This is a genomic window from Thermococcus camini, assembly GCF_904067545.1.
Taxonomy (GTDB): Archaea; Methanobacteriota_B; Thermococci; order Thermococcales; family Thermococcaceae; genus Thermococcus; species Thermococcus camini.
Window position 1 is genome coordinate 1672453 of the sequence record NZ_LR881183.1, and the last position, 19385, is coordinate 1691837.

The following is a 19385-nucleotide window of genomic DNA, read 5'->3' on the forward strand; positions in this document are numbered from 1 at the left end:
CGGCGGCAAGTTTAATAAGTGGGGCGTTTAGTAGGCTTCGATGATAAATCCAGTGGGAGAGGATTTCGTCAAGCGCTACCGCCTCGAGTACAACCTTGAAGCCCTTGAAAGGGTTAGGGGAGAAATCGGGGAGGAAGCATATTCTCGTCTGAAGGCCCTGATAGAATACAGACTGAGCGGAAAGGACTTCGACCGCTCGCCGATTGGAGTTAAGGTAGCCCTGGCCTTCTCCGGCGGTTCCGACAGTACCGCAACGCTCAAAATACTCCGCTGGGCGGGCTTTGACGTGGTTCCAATAACGGCCAAACTGCCCCAGATGAGCGAAGAAACCCTCATCAAAGCTCGCTCTGAAGGGGCGATTTTCGTTGAGATACCCGGCTACCTCGAAGTGATAACCGAGCAGATGAACAAGGGCGCTCCCATATGCGGCAAATGCCACTCCATGGTTATGAAGGCCGTTGAGCGCTACGCCTTGGAGAACGGGATAAAAATCCTCGCCAGCGGCGACCTGCTCAGCTCCGGGCTGATATCGATTTATGAAACCGGCGAACTCGTAACCCTCAACCTTCCCGCCTTCCTGGCCCTGGACAAAGCAGAGATAATAGAGCTGATAGGGGGAAAGTACGACCTCAAGTTCGGCTGTCCGTTGCTCTGGGAGACCTTCAGGAAGGCCCCGAGCGTAAAGCGCTTCGCCATTCAAAGGATTCTCCGTGAGCTGAGGGCCAGGGCGATAACGCCGGAGATAGCCGAGGCTCTGATACTCGACGTTCTCTCCCGCTGATTCCACAATTCTGACCCAAAAGGTTTAAATCTGTCATTCTGAATCCCACCCAGGTGGTGAGTAATGGTCACGAAAGAGGAAGTCGAAAAGGTCGTTAATGAGATAGTCGATGAGAAGTTCGTCAAATCCATCGAGGTGAACGAGAAGGGGGACGTCACCGTTACACTCGCGAAGGACACTCCGGACATAGATAACGTCCTCATAAAGCTCCACTCGGAGCTTGGGAAGCTCGAGGGAATCGGCTTGATAACCATCAACCGCGAGCGCGAAGTTCAGGTAGGAGGTGAAAGCACCGAGCTGACGGAGGAACTTATACTCGAGAAGCTCAAGGAGGTCATAGACCCCGAGATCGGAATCGACGTGGTGAACCTCGGCCTCATCTATGAGCTGAAGCTCAACCCCGACAACACGGTCTACGTCAAGATGACGATGACGACCCCGGGCTGTCCGCTTACCATGTGGATTCTAAGAGCGGTAGAGGACAAGATACTGGAGATCCCCGGCGTTAAGGACGCGGAGATAGAGCTAACCTTCGACCCGCCCTGGACACCCGACAGGATCAGTCCGGAGTACAAGAAGAGACTTGGACTCTACTGACCCATTCTGTCAATTTTTGTTCATCAACGGGCGACTTGCTCCCTTTTTCTACGTGTTTTCGTCTTTCGGCGTCCGTTCTGCCGACGAAAAGTTTATATTCGCCTGGGTTCATCTAAGTCCGGTGATGTTCCCATGGCTTGGAAGGTTAGGGTTGACCAGGACGTTTGTATCGGAGATGCCATCTGTGCCAGCCTCTGCCCAGACGTCTTCGAGATGAACGACGAGGGCAAGAGCCAGCCTGTTGTCGAGATCATCGAGGACGAGAACCTCTACAACTGCGCCGTTGAGGCTGCCGAGGCCTGCCCGGTCAGCTGCATTTACATCGAGGAGGCCTGAAGCCTCTTCTTTTTCCTTACCCTTAGTCCAGACCCACTTGTCTCTGTTCTGGGGCGTTGATATCCGCCTGCAGTTTCTGGCAGAAGAAGAAAAAGAAGCAGACAGCACATTTCACTCCAGACTTAACTTGAACTTCTCGGCCTGCTCAAGAACATACTCCCTTATCTCCCTAGCCTTCGGCAGCTCCGCCACTATCTCCCCGTTCTCGATGAGCGGCTTGAGGAGCGGCTCGACCTTTGCACCGCAGACCGGGCAGCGTTCAAGCTTCTTCTCAGCTGGAACGCGGTGGTAGTGGCCCTTCTCACAACGATAAATCTGCTTTCTCCCGCTGAGCTTTCCGCGCTTGGTTATCGGCTTCTCCTCGATCTCCACTATGTCGAGGGAGAAGTCAACGGGTTTGGCGCTGGCTATTGAACCCCCGACGCCGAAGGCATCGGCAACGTCAACTATCTCCCTTATGCTCTCCTCGTTTAGGCCCCCGCTGACGAATATTTTAACGTGTTCGTAGCCCCTCAGGTCGAGCTCCCAGCGGACCTCTTCAATTATTCTCCTGAAGTTACCGCGCCTTGAGCTTGGCGTGTCAAGTCTTACAGCAGTTAGCCTCTCGCCGAGAGCTTCAGCCGCCATCAGAGCCTCGAACTTCTCGTCGCAGAGCGTATCAACCAAAGCGGTTCTCGGAACCCCTGGCTCAACGACCTCGTCGAAGTACTTCCAGGCCTTCACCTGGTCGCCTACTGTAAGAATCAGCGCGTGGGGCATCGTTCCGACGGGCTTCTCTCCAATCATCTCCGCCCCCAAGACACCGGAAACGCCGTCGCAACCGCCTATGAATGCAGAGCGGTCTATCATAGGTGCTATTGCCGGGTGCATGTGCCTTATGCCGAAGGAGTAAACTGGCTTGAAGTTGGCCGCTATCTTCGTCCTGAGGGCGGCGGTGGCTATACCGCTCGCCTGGCTGAGCATTCCAAGTAAAGCGGTCTCGTAGACCCCAAACTCCTCGTAAAAGCCCTCTATCTGGAGGACAGGCTCGTAGGGGTGGAATATAGTGCCTTCAGGCATCGCGTAGACGTTTACCGGAAGGCCCTCAAGGAGCTTTGCCACTTCTTCGATTCCAGCTAAGACCCCCCACTTCCAGCCATGGGGCAAAGAAGTCGTCGTTACATCGGCGAAAACCTTCCTGTGAATGCCCTTCTCGACGAGTATCTTCCGGGTTCTGATGAAGTAAACGTCAGTGGTCTTTCCGGCCTTGATATCGTCCTCGTGGGCGATGTAGAAGTCCCTCATTTCCATCACCTGATGGAAAATTCTTTCGGGAGGATTTAAGGGTTTCCCGGGAAAAGTATATCAACGTTAAAGTACTACACCGGAACATGGCGGGGCAAAAAAGTCTCTCCGAGCTGATCTCACTTAAGGGAAAGCGGGCACTTATTACCGGTGCTGCCTCTGGAATAGGCCGCGCCACCGCCATAAGGTTTGCCGAAGCTGGAGCAGACCTTGAGCTCGTTGACCTCAACGAGTCAGGTCTGGAAGAAACTAAAGCCCTTGTGGAAGAGTTTGGAGTAGACGTGAACCTTCACCGCGTCGACCTCTCCCGGAAGGTGGAGGTCGATGCCCTCTGGGAGGTCCTGAGGGGCAGGGAGCCTACTGTGCTGGTCAACAACGCCGGCGTCTACTGGTTCAAGGACTTCACGGAGGTCGATGAAGGGTTCTATGAAAAAGTCATGGCGATAAACCTCCACTCCGTTTTCTGGATGTGCCAGAACTTCGTGAGGCTTAGAAAGGAGCGGGGAGGCGTAATAATCAACGTGAGCTCCATAGAGGCGTTTCTGCCCTTTGCCAAAGGCCTTGCCCACTACGATGCCGCAAAGCTCGGCGTGGTCGCTTTAACGAGGGCGATAGCGAGGGAATACGGAAAGAGAATCAGGGCCAATGTAGTCGTTCCGGGAGGAATAGAGACCGAAGGGGTAAGGAGGCTCAAGAAGGAGGCGATAATGAAGCTCGACATGGAGAAGATAGGCATGTCCTTCAACTTCAACGCGCGCCTTCCTGTGGGCCGCTTTGGGGAGCCCGATGAGGTCGCGAGGGTGGTACTCTTCCTCGCGAGCGATTTAGCCAGCTACGTGAACGGTGCAATAATCCCGGTTGATGGGGGATTTCTATCAACGTAACTTGAACGGTACCTCTACCTCCTCACCCCTTTCTCTTCCGTGAAGCTCCCTCCTGTATGCTTCGAGCGGTCGGTCTTCAACATTCAGGAAACCCGCGAACGTTTTGGGGCTTTTCTCCAGCTCGTCAAAGAACTTCGGATAGCGTTTATCCCTGACGATGTGGTGGTCGAGAACCACTTCCGCGTTGGTCTCGCGGATTATCTCGTTGAGGTTTTTGATTCCGGCTTCCCAGCTTCCCTCCGCTCTTTTTCCCAGGTACGTCGGCGGTCCACCTGTTATGAGCAAATCTGGAACCTTCTCGATTATCCACTCCACAGCCTTTCTGTTAAGAAGCTGGATGTCGCTCGCGTGGATTAAGCGGAAACCATCGTCGATGAGCGTCATCACAACGAAGCCGAGCTTTGAGCCTTCGCTTCCATGGGGGACAGCTGGAGAAAACTCCAGCGTAACTCCGCCGAGGTCGAAGCTCCTGCCGTCCGCGAACTCAACCTTTTTCGCTATCGGCTCCGCTTTCTTGAGGAAGGCCCACGCCCTCTTTTTCTGGCTGAAGTTTATGTTTTCCCGTGGGTGCTTTATGAAAAGGAGCTTTCCCTCGTATATCTCCCTCGCGTATTCCTCGCTGGAGCTCTCGTAGAGACCTTCGAAGAAAGGGGTATGGTGGTCGTAGTGGTAGTGGGAGATCGTCACTACGTCCGCTTTCCCCGCGTAGCCCTGGAGCTTGCGGCGCATCCTGTGGAGTGTCTCTATCTCAACCTTTGCCGGTGGAAGGCCGTAGCGCTTAGGCCCGAGGGCGACACCGGGGTCGATAAGGATTTTCCTCCCTCCAGCGTCAACGAAGACCGCCAGGCTCCTCACGCCGAGGCTTTCTGAGGCGAGTGGAATTACCCTCATCCCCGTCCCTCCCACAGCAGTACCGTTACCCCGTCTTTTCCTATGTACTCTCTAAAGGTGACCCTCCAGGGAAATTCCCTGAAGTAGTACATGGGGTTTCTGTACGGTATGCCTATCTTTATCTCGGACACATCGCCAGTGAGCAGGAGGTAATCGTAAGCGGGATACCTGCCAAAGTACCTGACTCCCCTCCACTTCTCTATAACCGCATTTTCTCTGTCCACCAGAACCGCCGTGCTTCTTTCTCCCGGAATCACTTCAATAGGGGCCGAGACGTTGTACAGCTTTATGTGAAGCACCACGAGATCGTCCTTGAACTCCGCATCGATTAGCTCGCCTGTTCCCTTCCCGATGCCCCTCACCTTGACGGTGTAGCTGTTGTACCTTAGTTCCCCCTCGATGCCGGCCATCATCTCAGCTTTTATCCTATCGATTTTAGCCCTTGCCTCCTCGGAGGCCTGGAAGGGGCGTATGTCGTAGGTGGCATTGAAAGAGGGGAGTTCGTACAGGGTGACGTGATAGCCATAATCGAGGTAACCTCCCTCCATACTGTAAACGCTCAGCATCTCCTCCAGCGAGGAGAAGCGGACGGCTTTCGCGGTGTCGGCCGGGAACCAGCCTATCACCCACTCGTCCCTATCGACCCTCAGAACCTTGAACCTGTACCTCCCGTAGGAAACGTGGAGATATGTGGTGGCAAACCAGTCATAGGCTTCCCAGTGGCCGTCGGGGTAGTGGACCGCAAGGAATGCGTGGCCAACGTCGAAGGGTGCACGGGTATGGACGAAGAAGTACTTAGCCGTGATGTTGTACCTGAGGTTAATGCGCCTTATCAGCGCGTAGTCCACGAGAGTCCAGTCCGAGCACACTCCGCCGTGTGTTACAGTATAGGAGGGCAGATCAAGTCTGGAGTCGTAGACGTAGTTCACCCTGTCAAGGAGGAGCATATAAGCCGTTCCCCTGACGAGAGGAGGTGTCGGCTTTTCTCCCATCCCCCTTATCAGGGCCACGCTTCTGTTGATGATGTCATCGAGGTACCTTGAAAGGGTTCGGTTGTTGAGATCGCGCTCCAGTTCCTCCGGTGAAAACCGCACCCAAGGAGGTCTCTGCGGAGATTCCTCCCGCTTCTTGAATGGGTTAGGAAGCGACGGCGTGGTGACGTTGCCCTCGTTGCTCCTCCTGTACTCCACCAGCTTGATCGGCGCCAGGAAGACCCTCTCGAGCCCTTCTCCCTTGTCCTTTATGGGGAGGAATGTAACGGCTACGTTGCTCAGGAGAAGAAAGAGCAGGAGCACTCCCGCAACTGGCCTCAGCACGAGCCTGAGTTCCCTCCGCACCATGGCCAATTTTTATCTTCCGATGCAAACTTCTTAATCGTTGTGCTGGGGGTGGTTTCTACGGGAATCTTGAGGAGAACTTTTTAAGGCTCCGTGTCGAGGTCGATTTGGTGCACCGATGAAGAGTGTCATCCCTCCTGACGCCAAGATGATGACATTATCCCCACCTGAGGTGGTTCCATGCTTGGATTCCTCAAGAAAAAGAAGCGCGAAACCTACGGCCCGCTCGTCTACCTGAGCGAGCCCACGATACTTTACCACACCCACACAGAGCGGGCTATCCTGGAGATACTCGAGGAAAAGTTCGGCTCCAACAACTTTGTAATCCCCTCCGACTACGGCCTCAGAACAACCGACCACCTGATTCCAGAGGCGGAGATATTCGTGGCGATAGCCATAGTCGGCAAGTTCACCTCCCTGGTCGTCAGGGAGATCGAGCTGGCCAGAAAGCACGAGAAAAAAATCTACACCCTCGACGTGGCCAGAAAGGGCGACGAGATACTCTACCTCCTTGAGGAGGGAATTCCAGAGAGAATCGAGTGGCTCACTCCAGAGGAAACTCAGAGCCTCTACGCGGCCTTCCGCGGCGAGGACTTCTCGGGCTTCATGAAGTTCTTCGTCGGGGATAGAAAAAGGCAGTGGTAGGGGGCGAGAAAAAGAAAGATCAGGCATTTGCCTTCTTCTGCTTGATGTAGGCATCTATCGCCTTCGCAGCCTTCTTTCCGTCCCCCATCGCCAGTATAACCGTTGCCTCTCCCCTTATCGCATCTCCGCCGGCGAAGACTCCTGGAATGCTGGTCATGAGGTTCTCGTCCACAACAAGCGTTCCATCCGGGTTGGCCTTAAAACCGCTGGCCTCAACCAGTATTCTGTTGGGCTCCAGACCAATCGCTATGATGACTGTATCTGCCTCGAGGGTCACGTATTCCCCGGTTCCGACTATCTTTCTCTTTCCGCGCTTGTCCCTCTCCTCGAGCGGGCGCATCTTCTCGAACTTAACCGCCTTGACCTTGCCGTTCTCATCGCCGATGAACTCAACCGGCGTGAGGAAGAACTCGAACTTAACCCCCTCCTCCTCGGCGTGATGGATTTCCTCAATCCTGGCCGTCATGTCCTCCCTCCCGCGGCGGTAAGCTATCGTGACCTCGGAGCCGAGCCTGAGCGCGGAGCGTGCCGCGTCCATGGCCGTGTTCCCGGCGCCTATGACTATGGTCTTCTTCCCTATCGCTATCGGAGTGTCGTACTCGGGGAACAGGTATGCCTTCATTAGGTTCACCCTAGTGAGAAACTCGTTGGCGCTGTATATCCTGTCGAGGAGTATTCCGGGTATGTTGAGCAGTTTTGGAGTTCCAGCCCCGGTGCCTATGAAGACCGCGTCGTACTCCTGAAGGAGCTCCTCGATGGTAACCGTCTTGCCAACTATGTAGTTGGTCTTCACCTCAACACCGAGCTTCTCGAGCTTCTCCAGCTCGGTTTTGAGGATGTCCTTGGGCAGCCTGAACTCGGGAATGCCGTACATCAGCACTCCGCCCGCCTCGTGGAGGGCCTCAAAGATGGTGACCTTGTAACCCATCTTCGCCAGCTCGAGGGCGCAGGTCAGGCCAGCTGGCCCGGCACCCACCACCGCCACGGAGCCTCCTGTTCCGGTGCAGGATTCTTTGAACTCGCAGAGGAGTTCCTCGTCTATGCCCTTCTCGCGCGCGTAGTCAGCTACAAACCTCTCGAGCTTCCCGATGTTTATCGGGTCTCCGACCTTGCCCATGACACACGGCGCCTCACACTGATCCTCCTGCGGGCAGACGCGGCCGGTAACTGCCGGCAGGGTGTTGTCGTTCCAGATAACGCGCAGGGCATTCTTTACGGCCTCATCCGGATTGTCCGCGTTCTCGCGGAGGGCCTTCAGGAAGCCCGGTATGTTGATGTGAACCGGACAGCCCTTGATACATGGTGCGTACTCCGGAGGACACTGTATGCAGCGCTCGGCCTCCTTTACGGCCGAGGCAAAGTCGTATCCGAGGTTGACCTCGACGAAGCTCTTAACCCGCTCCTCAACGGGTCTCTCGGGCGTAGGAACGCGCTCCTTGATGAGCTTTGGCTTGACCGCCATTCAGACCACCCCCTTTGACTCGAGGTAGTGTTTTTTGGCAATCTCCTGCTCGCGGACGAATCTGCCGTCACGCCTTATGACATCGTCCCAGTCCACCTTGTGGGCGTCAAACATCGGCCCGTCCCTGCATGCGAACTTTATCTCCCCGTCGTAGAGTATCCTGCAAGAGCCGCACATGCCGGTTCCGTCCACCATTATCTGCCTCACCGTGACGATGGTCGGAATTCCGTACTCCCTGGTCAGGTCGGCGAGCTTCTTTAGCGAGCCCAGCTTTCCGCCGCCGAAAACTATGTCCACCTTGTCCTTCTCGATGAGCTCCCTCAGAACGTCGAGGTAGTGTCCCTTGATTCCACGAGAGCCGTCCTCAGTGGTGAGGTAGTATTCGTCGGCCACGGGCTTCGCCAAGAACTTCTCGGGGTAGGAGTGGGCCCTGTCCTCGAAGGTCTGGATGGAGATGGTGTAGTTCCCGGCCTCCTTCATTGCCCTGAGCGTGGCGTAGTTCTCAGCCTGGCCGCAGACGGCGTCGGAGACGAAGACGACGTTCCCGTAGTGCTTAACCTCTATCGGCATCCCGAGCGGTCCGGCAACCGCGTAGAGGGAGTCGCCAACGTCGAAGTTGTCCCAGAGGTCGAAGGTGGTCTTCCCGTGCCTCCTGATGAACATCCCCAGCCTTCCGGTTTCCCTGTCGGCGTAATAGACGGACATCGGAATCCTCTCGCCCTTCTTGTGTATCAGTAAAACAACAAACTGGCCCGGCTTCCATGCTCTAGCCACATGTGGCGCCTCGACCTCCATAAAGAAATCCCTAACATCCAGTTCTTCTTTCGCAGTAATTCGGTACATGGATGAAACCTCCCGTACATATGAACAGTTTTGTTCACCTTAAGTTCTGAACTTTGAGTTTATAACAGTTTTTTGAACCAAAGGTTTAGAACTCCTTTTCGCCCAAAACAAGGCCAGAGCGTCCCCCTTTAGAGCCCGATAGGGGCTTCTTCCGCTTTGGGAAGCCTTTTTAGCATGAGTGAGTAACTTCAATCGGTGATATGAATGGTGGAGATACCGAAGAGCCACCCGCGCTACTGGAGCCTGTACTACAGGGAGAAGATCATCGAGGGGATGGAGAAGGGCATGACCGCCAAGGCAGGGCTGATAGCCCACGGCCGCGGTGAGGCCTTTGACTACCTTATAGGGGAGAAGACGATAGAGCCTGCGGAGAGGGCCATGCGCGCAGCCGTTGCCAAGCTGATCCTGGCGAAGCACCCGGTTATCTCGGTCAACGGCAACGTTGCCGCGTTAGTTCCAAAGGAGACGATAGAGCTGGCAAAAGCGCTGAATGCTAAGCTTGAGATAAACCTGTTCTACCGCACGGAGGAGCGCGTTAGGGCAATAGCCAAGGAGCTGAGGAAGCACGATCCCGATGTGGAGCTCCTCGGAATAAACCCCACGAAGCGCATCCCCGGCCTGGAGCACGAGAGGGGAAAGGTTGATGAGGAAGGCATCTGGAACGCCGACGTGGTGGTCGTCCCGCTGGAGGACGGCGACAGAACGGAGGCTCTCGTGAGGATGGGCAAGTTCGTGATCACCGTCGACCTCAACCCGCTTTCCCGTTCGGCGAGAATGGCAGACATAACCATCGTTGACAATATAGTCCGGGCTTATCCGAGGATGACTGAACTGGCCAGGGAGATGAAGGACTACAGCAGGGAGGAGCTTCTTGCAATACTGGAGGAATACGATAATGGGAAAACACTGAGCGATGTGCTCACCCATATACAGGACAGGTTAACCCGGCTAGCCCAGGGAGGGGTGTGGCGCAAGGAAAGATTGGAGTGAGCTCATAGCTCCTTCTCCGTTTTTTCAACGAGCCTTCTGAGCCCAGTTATTAGCTCCGCCTCACTTGACGCATGAGAGATGACCAGCGGGACTCTCTCGCGCTCGGCCAGCTTTACTGCGAGCTCGTCGAGCTTCTTGACCCCGTGAAGAACCACGACGGCCGGTTTGAGCCCCTGAACGCGAACCGCTATCATCGGGCTCCTTCCAGTCGTGACCTTGGTGAATATCAGTGCCCTCTCCGTCGTCCAGCCATAGAGCTTGAGGAACTCCTCGCTGCTCATCTCAAGGATCGCCTTTATGCTGTCAACAACGGTGTAACCGTATATGCGCCTGTCGAGGAGGTGCATGTTGGCTACGACGTCCCCCTTCACGGCCCCGACCAGATCTCTAATGGTGAGAGGCAGAGCAAATTCCCTGATGTCGAGTATTGCGCTCGTCGGAAGCTCGCTACCGATGGTCTTGCTGAAGGCCTTGATGACGTTTCCACCGCGACGCTCGTCGATCTCCAGGAGGGCCTCAACGAACTTCCTTATGGTCGACGCACCCGGGCTCTTCCTCCTGCCCCCCTCGTAGTCGCTTATGACTGAAGAAGAGACGCCGAGGTATTCGGCGAGTTCTGTCTGGCTGATTCCGAAGATCTCGCGCCATTTGCGCATGGTTTTGCCGGGGTCGGAGGAGAGAGTTATTTCCCCCGCTATTCTCTTTGCCAGGGCTTCTTTTTCCTTTTCAAGCATGTTGGTAAAATATTCGTCAATCGTTATAAGCTTTTCGGCAATTGCCTAACAAACTTTGCTTTGAAAGTCAACCTTAAAAACTCCCCGCCCTACGCTCCCCGGTGAGGCTCATGGCGATATACTTCATAGGACTCGGCCTTTACGACGAGAGGGACATCACGCTCAAAGGACTTGAAACCGCCAGAAAGTGCGACTTAATCTTTGCGGAATTTTACACCTCCCTCCTGGCGGGTACTACCCTGGATAAGGTGGAAGAGCTTATCGGAAAGCCAATTCGACGACTGAGCAGGGAGGAGGTCGAACTTCACTTTGAGCGCATTGTGCTGAGCGAAGCCAAGGAGAGGGACGTGGCCTTCCTCACCGCAGGCGATCCAATGGTGGCGACGACACACTCCGACCTCAGGATACGGGCCAAGGAGCTAGGAATCGAGAGCTACGTCATTCACGCCCCGAGCATCTACTCGGCGATAGCGATAACCGGACTGCAGATATACAAGTTTGGCAAGAGCGCAACCGTTGCCTACCCCGAGAAGAACTGGTTTCCGACGAGCCACTACGACGTGATAAAGGAGAACATGGAAAGAAACCTGCACACGATGCTCTTCCTCGACATAAAGGCCGAGCAGAACCGATATATGACGGCAAACGAGGCGATGGAGATACTGCTCCAGGTAGAGGAAATGAAGAAGGAAAACGTCTTCACCCCGGACACGCTGGTGGTGGTTCTTGCGAGGGCGGGCTCGCTGAACCCGACGCTCAGGGCAGGATACGTCAGGGACATGATCAGGGAGGACTTTGGAAAGCAGCCCCACGTTATGGTCGTTCCGGGCAGGCTCCACGTAGTCGAGGCGGAGTACCTGGTGGCCTTCGCGGGGGCCCCTAAAGAGATACTCGACGGAATCTAGCGAAAGCTTTATATTTCTCTCCCCACCCATTATTCCGGGGACGGGCCCGTGGTCTAGCCTGGTTATGACGCCGCCCTCACACGGCGGAGGTCCGGGGTTCGAACCCCCGCGGGCCCACCAGTACAAACTTTTGCAGAGCAAAAGTTTGATCAAAAGGTCGTGATTCCTTTTGAGTGGCTAAATTTTTAGTGGGTTTTTCAGTGGTCGGATTGTACTTTGGATTCATTGTCAAAAGAGCGTTCTTTAACGGGTTCGACTTCAACTCGCGCTCCAGGGAGCGCTAAAAACTCGAACCCTTTTTAGATGCGTAGCTCAAAAGAATCTCAGTTAGAACTGCCAATTCAAGTGAAAACCTTCCTAAACAGCAATCCACGAAAGAATCACAAACTTTGATGAAACTTTGCGCAGGCAAAGTTTCAGCGCTGGCGGAAAAATGACGTGCAATTCTAAAAACGCTTGTTGATCTGATAGCGTTTCACTCCCAACAATGTCAAATGACAAGGCTTGATATTAAACCCTCATTCACCTGCGGATTTCAGAATTCATGCTTGATTTTCCCAAAGCTGGCTTGGTTGGCAAAGCTCTGGGGGTGTGGGGGCGTTAGCCCCCCCAGCAACCTTTGCTTGCGCAAAGCTTGACCAAAAAGTTCCGACTGCCCAAGAGGGGCTTGAAGATGTTGCATGCATTGTCAAGTGGGCGGTTGTTTGGGGTTTACTTTCATGAGAGTCCATTGGAATGGGGTTTGCTCAAAAACAGCGCCCGAAGGGCGCTAAGGAGAAGAAACCCCTATCACAAGGATGGAGTTTAAAGCAAACCCTTAAATTAGGTTAGCACCTCTAAAAGGCATGCCATTTTTGATGAAACTTTTCTCCAGAAAAGTTTCTTAACGTGGGGTGGAACCCCACCTCGGGGGTTTGAGAGTACAGAGAGATAAGGGGGCGGAGCCCCCTTGTCTTTCGTTGTGGCGGGCCGGGCGGGATTTGAACCCGCGACCTTCGGCTCCGGAGGCCGACGCTCTATCCATGCTAAGCCACCGGCCCACGCCCATAGTTATTCAAGGAGAGGATTTAAAAATCTAATTCTTCCCGAAACGGGGCACTGTACACAGTGGTACCCAATTGCACAAAAACTTTTTAGCCCCGACACCCTATCATACATCAGGGAAGGATGGTGGTAACATGGAGCCGCACGAGTTCAAGCTTACCGAGGAGGGGATGAAGGCCGTTCTCCCGCCGCTCGAGGCGGAGATAATGGAGCACATGTGGAAGGTCAAGGTGGCAACGGCCGGCCAGGTCTACGAGTACATGAAGGAGAAGCACCCAGACATAAGGCGTTCTACCATAAGCATACTCATGAACCGCCTCTGCGAGAGAGGGCTGCTCAAGAGGAGCGTCGAGAAGGGACGGGGTGGGATGAGATACGTCTACGCCATAACCGCCACCAGGGAGGAGTTTGAAGAAAAGGTCGTCCAGAGCATACTAGATGCCCTTATGACGAACTTCAAGGAGGCGACCTATGCCTACTTGTCCAAGATCAAGAAGTGATGACGATGCTGTTCATCATAATGGCCCTCGAGGTCCTGCTGGCAGTGATAGCACTGGCTGAGCTAGGCCTTGAGATATCGCTGGTGGCCTTCGGGACCGTGCTGGCGCTCTATGTGTGGGCCTCAACCCACGACATCAAGGGCGAGTACGTCCCACTCCAGCGGAACGAGATGCCCTGGCTCTACGACGGCATCGCAGAGATGGCCAGGAAGGCGGGCCTGCCGATGCCAAGGGTATACATACTGGACGAGTACATCCCCACCGCGTACTCATTCAAGAACACGATAGTGCTCTCCCTCGGCCTGTTCGAAGTCCTCGACCAGGAGGAGATACTGGCGGTGGCGGCGCACGAGCTGGGACACATAAAGAACGGCGACACCCGGACATTCCCGGTTCTTGCCTACGGGAGGTATCTCATGGTAATGTTCACAGGAATCCTGATGCTCCTGACCAGAAGCCTAGTTATCAGCGCCGCATCACTGACGCTCCTGGGACTCTATGAGGTTACCCGCGCGAACTTCCACAAGGAGAGGGAGTTCCAGGCTGACGAGACCGCCCTGAGGCTCCTCGACACACCAATGAACCTCAAGCGCGCCCTGGAGGAGCTGAAGTACTACGAGGACCTCCGCATCGGCATCAAATCAAACGTGCTCCCGAGCATCGAGCCGTCAATCGAGAGGAAGCAGAAGGTTCAAATAATCGAGACCCACCCGAGCTACGATGAAAGGATATTCCGGATAATCATTGAGATGAACGGAAACAACATGTTCAATAAGCGCATGCAGTGATGAGCCATGCCGGTTGAAATCTTCCTGGACAGGGAGAAGGCGGACAGGATAAAGCGAATCCGACCGACCAAGGACGAGTACTTCATGCTCATAGCGAAGCTCGTATCGCTCCGGGCGACGTGCCCGAGGCTCCGCGTTGGGGCAGTAGCAGTCAAGGACGGCTACATCCTGGCCACTGGTTACAATGGGGCCCCGCGCGGAATGGATCACTGCATCGACGCCGGCTGCCTGATAGTCGATGGACACTGCCACAGGGCCGTTCACGCGGAGCAGAACGTCATAGCGATGGCGGCCAGGAAGGGCATAAGCCTTGAGGGGGCAACGCTCTACGTCACCCACTTCCCCTGCGACATCTGCTTCAAGCTGGTCATAAACGCCGGAATAAAGGAGATAGTCTACGAGGAGATGTACCCCAACGAAGCGACCGAGATTCTGCTGAAGGAGGCCCAGAGGAAGGGGATAGTGAAAATACGACAGTTCAAACTGCCAAAGGAGCGCGTTAAAGCGTTCCTGGAAGAACTCTTTGGGGAGTTCAAGGGTTAGCTCTTCTTTTCAATCTCCTCAAGCATTTCCCTTATTTCCTCAAGCTCTATCGCTATCTTTCTCGTCAGTTCAGTTATCTCCCTCTCAGTCCTGTCCACGGCAAGGTAGACCTTGAATATCATCAGGTACGCCAGCCCTATGGCAACGACGAAGAGCGAATCAAGACCCCTTCCGAGACCCAGGAGCTGCTTTATCGTCATGGCTATCTCAATGGGGAATATTGAGACCACCAGGAGGCCGACCAGAATGACTACCCAGAACAGGAGGTCACCCCACTCAAGTTCCCTCTTTCCATATTTGCCAAGCACGTAGAGCATCAGGGCCAGTACAACTGCTATGGCTATGTACTGAACCGCATACACATCCATCACCTCAGCTTATCGAACAGCAGGTTGAGCGCGATTTTAACGCCCTCAAATATGTTGGTGCCCTTTTTCATCGAGTACTCCGTGTAGACCGCCTTTATTGGAACCTCGACTATTCTGCACCCACCTTTGGCAGCCTCAATGATGATTTCGCTCGAAACCGCGTAACGGTCGCAGGTTATCCTTATTCTGGCCGCGCAGTTGCGGCTGAAACACCGAAGTCCGCTCTGGCTGTCGCTGACGTACTCCCCGGCAAAGACCGCTGTTATCGCGTCGAGGACGAAGTTGCCAAAGCGCTTGACAAACGGCATCTGACTGGTGTCGCCCCTGAGGCGGGAGCCGACCGCGAAGTCCGCTCTACCCTCGGCGACGGGCTTCATTACGCGGAGGGCATCACTCACGAGATGCTGGCCGTCGGCATCGAAGGTGAGGATCAGCCGGGCGTTTTTCCTGAGCGCGTAGGCGATGCCCGTGCCGAGGGCACCGCCGAGCCCCCTGTTGACCAGGTGCGTGAGAACGTGAACGCCCTTTGAGCGGGCTATCTCCTCGGTTCTGTCGCGGGAGCCGTCGTTGACAACGATTATCTCGTCGTGCCTGAAGTAGCGCAGCAGATCCTCCAAAACGGTGCCCACCATGCGCTCCTCGTTGTAGGCAGGAACGACTATATACGTGTCCAGAAGGGCCTCAATCAGATTTCTGAACTCCTCCATCGTTGGAACCTCGAAGTCAGACTCCACATCGACGGAGAAGCTCATCCTTCCAGACTCGTGAGAGGTTATCATGACCGAGAGCGCCCCAAGCTCCTTCGCCGGCAGGATATCGTAACCGTGGTCGCCGACCACGAGGGTTCTGGTCGGCTCAACGCCGAGGGCTTCTATTATCCGTTTCAGCTGGCCCGGGTTCGGCTTAAGCTCCGCCGGAGGAACATCGTCCCGCGTGAACACCACGCTGAAATATCCCGCTATGCCGTGCATCTCAAGGGCCCTGAGGGCCGCCTTCCTGGAGCTGCGGGTCATCACAGCCATCTGGATGCCCTTCTCCCTGAGAAACTCCAGGGTTTCCCTGACGCCCTCAAAAAGAAAACTCTCCGATATGCGCTCGGTTTCAAGCTCCACCATATGAGAATAGAGTTCTCCGAAATCCCTGCCCGTTTCCCCCGCTATCCTCTGAAGATTCTCGTACATAGGAGTGAGGTCCCCGAGGGTCTCCCCGGGTATTCCTTCCGCCAGGAGCCTGGATTTCAGCTCCTCCTTGAGTTGAGTGAAGGGTTTTGGAGCACCAACGAGCGTTCCATCGAGGTCGAAGACTACGAGCCTCACGTCCATGCCGTCCACCGAAGGGTTTATTTTTGGGCGTTCCTACAAGCAAAGGGTGCCTGAATATGATAGAGGCTGCTCCGCTTATAGGTTTAACCCTAACCCTCATCCTCACCCCGTACCTCGCAGGGAGATTGAAGCGAGCGGGCATCACCGGAAGGGACATACACAAGCTCGACCGGCCCGAAGTTGCCGAGATGGGCGGACTGGCGCTCCTCGTTGCCATCCCCCTGGCGCTGGCACCGTCCCTCAATCCCGAAACCGCCCGGGCCCTCCTTGTATTCCTGCTCTTCGGAGTCGTTGGAATCGTGGACGACCTGACGGCACTCAGACAGTCCCACAAGGTGGCCCTCTCCCTCCTGGTCGCGGTTCCGACTGTGTTCTTCGGGGTATCTTCGCGGATAGACATCCTCGGCCACACCATCGATCTCGGAATCCTCTACCCCGTCTTCGCGGTGCTTTTCGTTACGGGCTCGGCAAACCTGGTGAACCTGCTGGCCGGCTTCAACGGCCTTGAGATTGGAACCTCCGCCGTGGCCCTGGGCTTTCTGGCCGTGGTAACCGACGGACCCGCCAGGGGTCTGGCGCTGGCGGGATTCGGCGCCGCCCTGGGGTTCCTGTGGTGGAACCGCTACCCCGCGAGGGTCTTCCCCGGTGATACCGGAACGCTGAGCATGGGCGCGCTGATTGGGCTCGTCGGAATACTCGGAAAGGCTGAACTTTACGCGGCGATACTCCTCGTCCCGCACTTTCTGGACTTCGTGATAAAGGCTGTTGGGGTTAGGTTTGGGGTCAGGAAACACGGAAGAACGGAAGTCCTGCCCGACGGGACGCTGAAAGCACCGCCGTACCCCAGCTTTCTGGGAACGATAATGAGAAAGGTCAAGGTGAACGAGCCGAGGCTCGTCGCGATAGTCTGGGGGATAGAGTTCATCCTTGGGCTTCTGGTTCTTGCTCTTCATCTATCACTTTGACCATTCCGAAGCCGTACCTCGTTTTTTCCCCAAAACCGTTCTCATAGCCGAAGCGGGCGATCTCGGAGGAGCCGGTGTAGCGGAATATCATGAGCGAGCCGCGGTAGTAGGTATCCTTAACGAGTATCCTGACGGGTTTGAACTTGACAACGTCTATTGAAAAGTCCCTCTCCTCGGGCATCTCACCCATTATGGCGGAATAGCGCATGAGCATTACCTTGCGGAGCTTGTCAAAGAAGCTCTCCTCGTTGGGGTAGAGATCCCATATCTTCATCCTGTTGCCGCTCAGCTTAACCGTCCTGACCATTATTGGACTCAGCGTCGAGAACAGGGCGCTTTCCTTTATCCTGGGCTCCTTGAGAACCTTTATGTCATCGGCGATGAATGTGGCGTCCCCTATCTGCAGGATTGGACTGTCGATGAAGCCCTCAACAACAGCCTTTATCAGCTCGTTCGAGGAGGACGAGATGTAGAGCGAGACGTCGTCCGAGAGAACCCTAATCCCCCGGTCTGGGATGAGCTCGCGCTTCCGCACCATTATGCGGGAGAACGTGAAGTAGTCAACATGGCTCACTTCAGCTTCCCTGGCTATTTCAGGGGAAACTATGGCCATTTTGGCCACTAACTGAGTGTAAACGTCATAATTGTAGTTAAACGGCAGAATCGTGCCCTCCTCTGCGGGCCTGAACTTTATCTCCACCCTCATTACAACCCACCCCTTGGTATAACCTTTCTATACTCTGCGTTTAAAGTTAATAAGAATTTCGCAAATTAAACCAACGGAGGATTACTTCAAAGAGATGTTTGGAGAATCCGCACGTTTTGTACCAACAATTATATAAATCGCCCCTCCAACTCTCCCGGGAAGGATAGAGTTAAAAAGACCCTTCTACAGAAACCTTAATTGTGAGAGGTGAAAGGTTATGAGCGTTGAAAACGTCGATATCAAACCATCGGACGAGTACGATGATTACGTCATATATCTGAAGAGACGCATAAGGCAGCTCGAGCTCCAGGTGAGAACCCTGGAAGCCGACAAGGAGAGGCTGGAGAGAGAGCTCTCCCGTCTCAGAATGGAGATGTCCCGGCTAAGGCAGCCCCCGGCATTCGCGGGCACGCTTCTCGAACTGCTCGACGAGGACAGAGCGATAGTCCAGAACTTCAACGGCCCGCGCTTTGTCGTCAGGATAGCGCCATGGATCGAGCGCGAGAACCTCAAGCCCGGTTCGAGGGTTGCCCTCGACCAGAGGACGATGGCCGTCGTGGAGCTTCTTCCCAGCGAGAAAGACCCAAGCGTCCTCGGGTTTGAGGTCATCGAGAGACCCACCGTCAGTTACAAGGACATAGGCGGCCTGGAGAAACAGCTTCAGGAACTCAGGGAGGCAATAGAGCTTCCACTAAGGCACCCGGAGCTCTTCGAGAAGGTCGGAATCGAGCCGCCTAAGGGGGTTCTCCTCTACGGTCCGCCCGGCTGCGGAAAGACGCTAATGGCCAAGGCCCTGGCTCACGAGGCCAACGCAACCTTCATCCGCGTCGTTGGCAGCGAACTCGTGAGGAAGTTCATAGGCGAAGGGGCAAGGCTGGTTCACGAGCTGTTTGAACTCGCCAAAGAAAAGGCCCCGACCATAATCTTCATAGACGAGATAGACGCGATAGGAGCGAAGAGGATGGACGAAACCACAGGCGGCGAGAGGGAGGTCAACAGAACCCTTATGCAGCTCCTGGCGGAGATGGACGGCTTCGACCCAAGGGGCAACGTGAAAGTCATAGCGGCAACCAACAGGCCGGACATCCTCGATCCAGCTCTGTTGAGACCCGGCAGGTTCGACAGACTGATAGAAGTTCCGCTTCCGGACTTCAAGGGCAGGCTGGAGATACTCAAGGTGCACACGAGGAAGATGAACCTCAAGGACGTCGACCTGCGCGTAATCGCGGAGATGACCGATGGGGCCAGCGGTGCGGACCTGAAGGCCATAGCGACCGAGGCCGGAATGTTCGCCATAAGGGCGAGGCGCGAGTACGTCACCCAGGAGGACTTCATGAAGGCCATCGAGAAGGTCTTCGGCGCGGAGCAGAGGCTCGCCCAGCAGATAGCCATGCACGAGGTCATGTACGGCTGAAGGCAACTTTCATCGCAACTTTTTTATCCTTTGTTGTGGTATTTCC

General features: G+C 55.1%; 21 protein-coding genes and 2 tRNA genes. 13 read left to right on the plus strand and 10 right to left on the minus strand.

Translation table 11 applies throughout. The features are described 5' to 3' along the window. Window positions 1-40 precede the first annotated feature (40 nt). The 3 genes from TIRI35C_RS09175 to TIRI35C_RS09185 all read left to right on the plus strand — a co-directional run bounded on the left by TIRI35C_RS09175 (window position 41) and on the right by TIRI35C_RS09185 (window position 1714). Window positions 41-781, plus strand: coding sequence for an ATPase (locus TIRI35C_RS09175; RefSeq protein WP_188202606.1), 741 nt, complete (start codon window positions 41-43; stop codon window positions 779-781). Between the two features lie 63 nt (window positions 782-844). Then, entirely contained in the window at window positions 845-1378 is a 534-nt protein-coding gene (locus TIRI35C_RS09180) for a metal-sulfur cluster assembly factor (RefSeq protein ID WP_188202607.1), read from the plus strand. Between the two features lie 132 nt (window positions 1379-1510). Then, window positions 1511-1714 (plus strand): ferredoxin, encoded by a 204-nt coding sequence (locus TIRI35C_RS09185; protein ID WP_188202608.1) that lies wholly within the window; start codon window positions 1511-1513, stop codon window positions 1712-1714. A 111-nt stretch (window positions 1715-1825) separates the two neighbouring features. On the opposite strand, the gene TIRI35C_RS09190 is transcribed toward TIRI35C_RS09185, so the two are convergent. Further along, window positions 1826-2998 (minus strand): nicotinate phosphoribosyltransferase, encoded by a 1173-nt coding sequence (locus TIRI35C_RS09190; RefSeq protein WP_188203184.1) that lies wholly within the window; start codon window positions 2996-2998, stop codon window positions 1826-1828. A gap of 86 nt (window positions 2999-3084) precedes the next feature. Between TIRI35C_RS09190 and TIRI35C_RS09195 the strand changes: the two genes are divergently transcribed. Then, window positions 3085-3882: an SDR family NAD(P)-dependent oxidoreductase gene (locus TIRI35C_RS09195; protein ID WP_188202609.1), complete on the plus strand. Its 798-nt coding sequence runs from the start codon at window positions 3085-3087 to the stop codon at window positions 3880-3882. Here the strand turns inward: TIRI35C_RS09195 and TIRI35C_RS09200 are convergent. Beyond that, window positions 3874-4773, minus strand: coding sequence for an MBL fold metallo-hydrolase (locus TIRI35C_RS09200; RefSeq protein WP_188202610.1), 900 nt, complete (start codon window positions 4771-4773; stop codon window positions 3874-3876). The genes TIRI35C_RS09195 and TIRI35C_RS09200 overlap by 9 nt on opposite strands. Then, window positions 4770-6113, minus strand: a complete 1344-nt coding sequence (locus tag TIRI35C_RS09205; protein WP_188202611.1) for a hypothetical protein — start codon at window positions 6111-6113, stop codon at window positions 4770-4772. Before TIRI35C_RS09205 ends, TIRI35C_RS09200 begins: the two co-directional genes overlap by 4 nt. Before the next feature lie 177 nt (window positions 6114-6290). Here TIRI35C_RS09205 and TIRI35C_RS09210 point away from each other — a divergent pair, with 177 nt between their 5' ends. Further along, window positions 6291-6755, plus strand: coding sequence for a hypothetical protein (locus TIRI35C_RS09210; protein WP_188202612.1), 465 nt, complete (start codon window positions 6291-6293; stop codon window positions 6753-6755). A 19-nt stretch (window positions 6756-6774) separates the two neighbouring features. Here TIRI35C_RS09210 and gltA read toward each other — a convergent pair whose 3' ends face one another. Together gltA and TIRI35C_RS09220 are read right to left on the minus strand one after the other, a co-directional pair. Then, on the minus strand, window positions 6775-8217 hold the full coding sequence (gene gltA / locus TIRI35C_RS09215) for an NADPH-dependent glutamate synthase (RefSeq protein WP_188202613.1): 1443 nt from the start codon (window positions 8215-8217) through the stop codon (window positions 6775-6777). Then, window positions 8218-9060, minus strand: coding sequence for a sulfide/dihydroorotate dehydrogenase-like FAD/NAD-binding protein (locus tag TIRI35C_RS09220; RefSeq protein WP_188202614.1), 843 nt, complete (start codon window positions 9058-9060; stop codon window positions 8218-8220). It abuts the gene before it with no gap. A gap of 204 nt (window positions 9061-9264) precedes the next feature. Here TIRI35C_RS09220 and TIRI35C_RS09225 point away from each other — a divergent pair, with 204 nt between their 5' ends. Continuing rightward, window positions 9265-10050 (plus strand): 4-phosphopantoate--beta-alanine ligase, encoded by a 786-nt coding sequence (locus TIRI35C_RS09225; protein WP_188202615.1) that lies wholly within the window; start codon window positions 9265-9267, stop codon window positions 10048-10050. A gap of 2 nt (window positions 10051-10052) precedes the next feature. Here TIRI35C_RS09225 and TIRI35C_RS09230 read toward each other — a convergent pair whose 3' ends face one another. Further along, window positions 10053-10784, minus strand: a complete 732-nt coding sequence (locus TIRI35C_RS09230) for a helix-turn-helix domain-containing protein (RefSeq protein WP_167891330.1) — start codon at window positions 10782-10784, stop codon at window positions 10053-10055. 110 nt (window positions 10785-10894) lie between these two features. Between TIRI35C_RS09230 and dph5 the strand changes: the two genes are divergently transcribed. Further along, entirely contained in the window at window positions 10895-11689 is a 795-nt protein-coding gene (dph5, locus tag TIRI35C_RS09235; RefSeq protein ID WP_188203185.1) for a diphthine synthase, read from the plus strand. A gap of 42 nt (window positions 11690-11731) precedes the next feature. Further along, window positions 11732-11809, plus strand: a tRNA-Val gene (locus TIRI35C_RS09240). 842 nt (window positions 11810-12651) lie between these two features. On the opposite strand, the gene TIRI35C_RS09245 is transcribed toward TIRI35C_RS09240, so the two are convergent. Continuing rightward, window positions 12652-12729 (minus strand) — tRNA-Arg (locus tag TIRI35C_RS09245). A 138-nt stretch (window positions 12730-12867) separates the two neighbouring features. Here TIRI35C_RS09245 and TIRI35C_RS09250 point away from each other — a divergent pair. Genes TIRI35C_RS09250 through TIRI35C_RS09260 form a run of 3 tightly spaced genes read left to right on the plus strand, consistent with a single transcriptional unit; the run spans window position 12868 to window position 14564 of the window. Then, window positions 12868-13233, plus strand: a complete 366-nt coding sequence (locus TIRI35C_RS09250; RefSeq protein WP_148883348.1) for a BlaI/MecI/CopY family transcriptional regulator — start codon at window positions 12868-12870, stop codon at window positions 13231-13233. A gap of 5 nt (window positions 13234-13238) precedes the next feature. Beyond that, window positions 13239-14021, plus strand: a complete 783-nt coding sequence (locus tag TIRI35C_RS09255; protein ID WP_188203186.1) for a M48 family metallopeptidase — start codon at window positions 13239-13241, stop codon at window positions 14019-14021. Window positions 14022-14027: 6 nt separating this feature from the next. Continuing rightward, window positions 14028-14564, plus strand: a complete 537-nt coding sequence (locus TIRI35C_RS09260) for a deoxycytidylate deaminase (RefSeq protein ID WP_188202616.1) — start codon at window positions 14028-14030, stop codon at window positions 14562-14564. Here the strand turns inward: TIRI35C_RS09260 and TIRI35C_RS09265 are convergent. Beyond that, window positions 14561-14926, minus strand: coding sequence for a DUF2304 domain-containing protein (locus TIRI35C_RS09265; RefSeq protein WP_188203187.1), 366 nt, complete (start codon window positions 14924-14926; stop codon window positions 14561-14563). The two genes, TIRI35C_RS09260 and TIRI35C_RS09265, sit on opposite strands and share 4 nt — an antisense overlap. A gap of 5 nt (window positions 14927-14931) precedes the next feature. Continuing rightward, the gene (locus tag TIRI35C_RS09270; protein ID WP_188202617.1) at window positions 14932-16254 is read right to left on the minus strand and encodes an HAD family hydrolase; all 1323 of its coding nucleotides are present in this window, start codon (window positions 16252-16254) and stop codon (window positions 14932-14934) included. Window positions 16255-16310: 56 nt separating this feature from the next. Here TIRI35C_RS09270 and TIRI35C_RS09275 point away from each other — a divergent pair, with 56 nt between their 5' ends. After that, entirely contained in the window at window positions 16311-17219 is a 909-nt protein-coding gene (locus TIRI35C_RS09275) for an MraY family glycosyltransferase (protein WP_188202618.1), read from the plus strand. On the opposite strand, the gene cas6 is transcribed toward TIRI35C_RS09275, so the two are convergent. Next, window positions 17176-17925, minus strand: coding sequence for a CRISPR-associated endoribonuclease Cas6 (cas6, locus tag TIRI35C_RS09280; RefSeq protein ID WP_188202619.1), 750 nt, complete (start codon window positions 17923-17925; stop codon window positions 17176-17178). The two genes, TIRI35C_RS09275 and cas6, sit on opposite strands and share 44 nt — an antisense overlap. A 217-nt stretch (window positions 17926-18142) precedes the next feature. Here cas6 and TIRI35C_RS09285 point away from each other — a divergent pair, with 217 nt between their 5' ends. Continuing rightward, the gene (locus TIRI35C_RS09285) at window positions 18143-19339 is read left to right on the plus strand and encodes a proteasome-activating nucleotidase (RefSeq protein ID WP_188202620.1); all 1197 of its coding nucleotides are present in this window, start codon (window positions 18143-18145) and stop codon (window positions 19337-19339) included. Window positions 19340-19385: the final 46 nt, after the last annotated feature.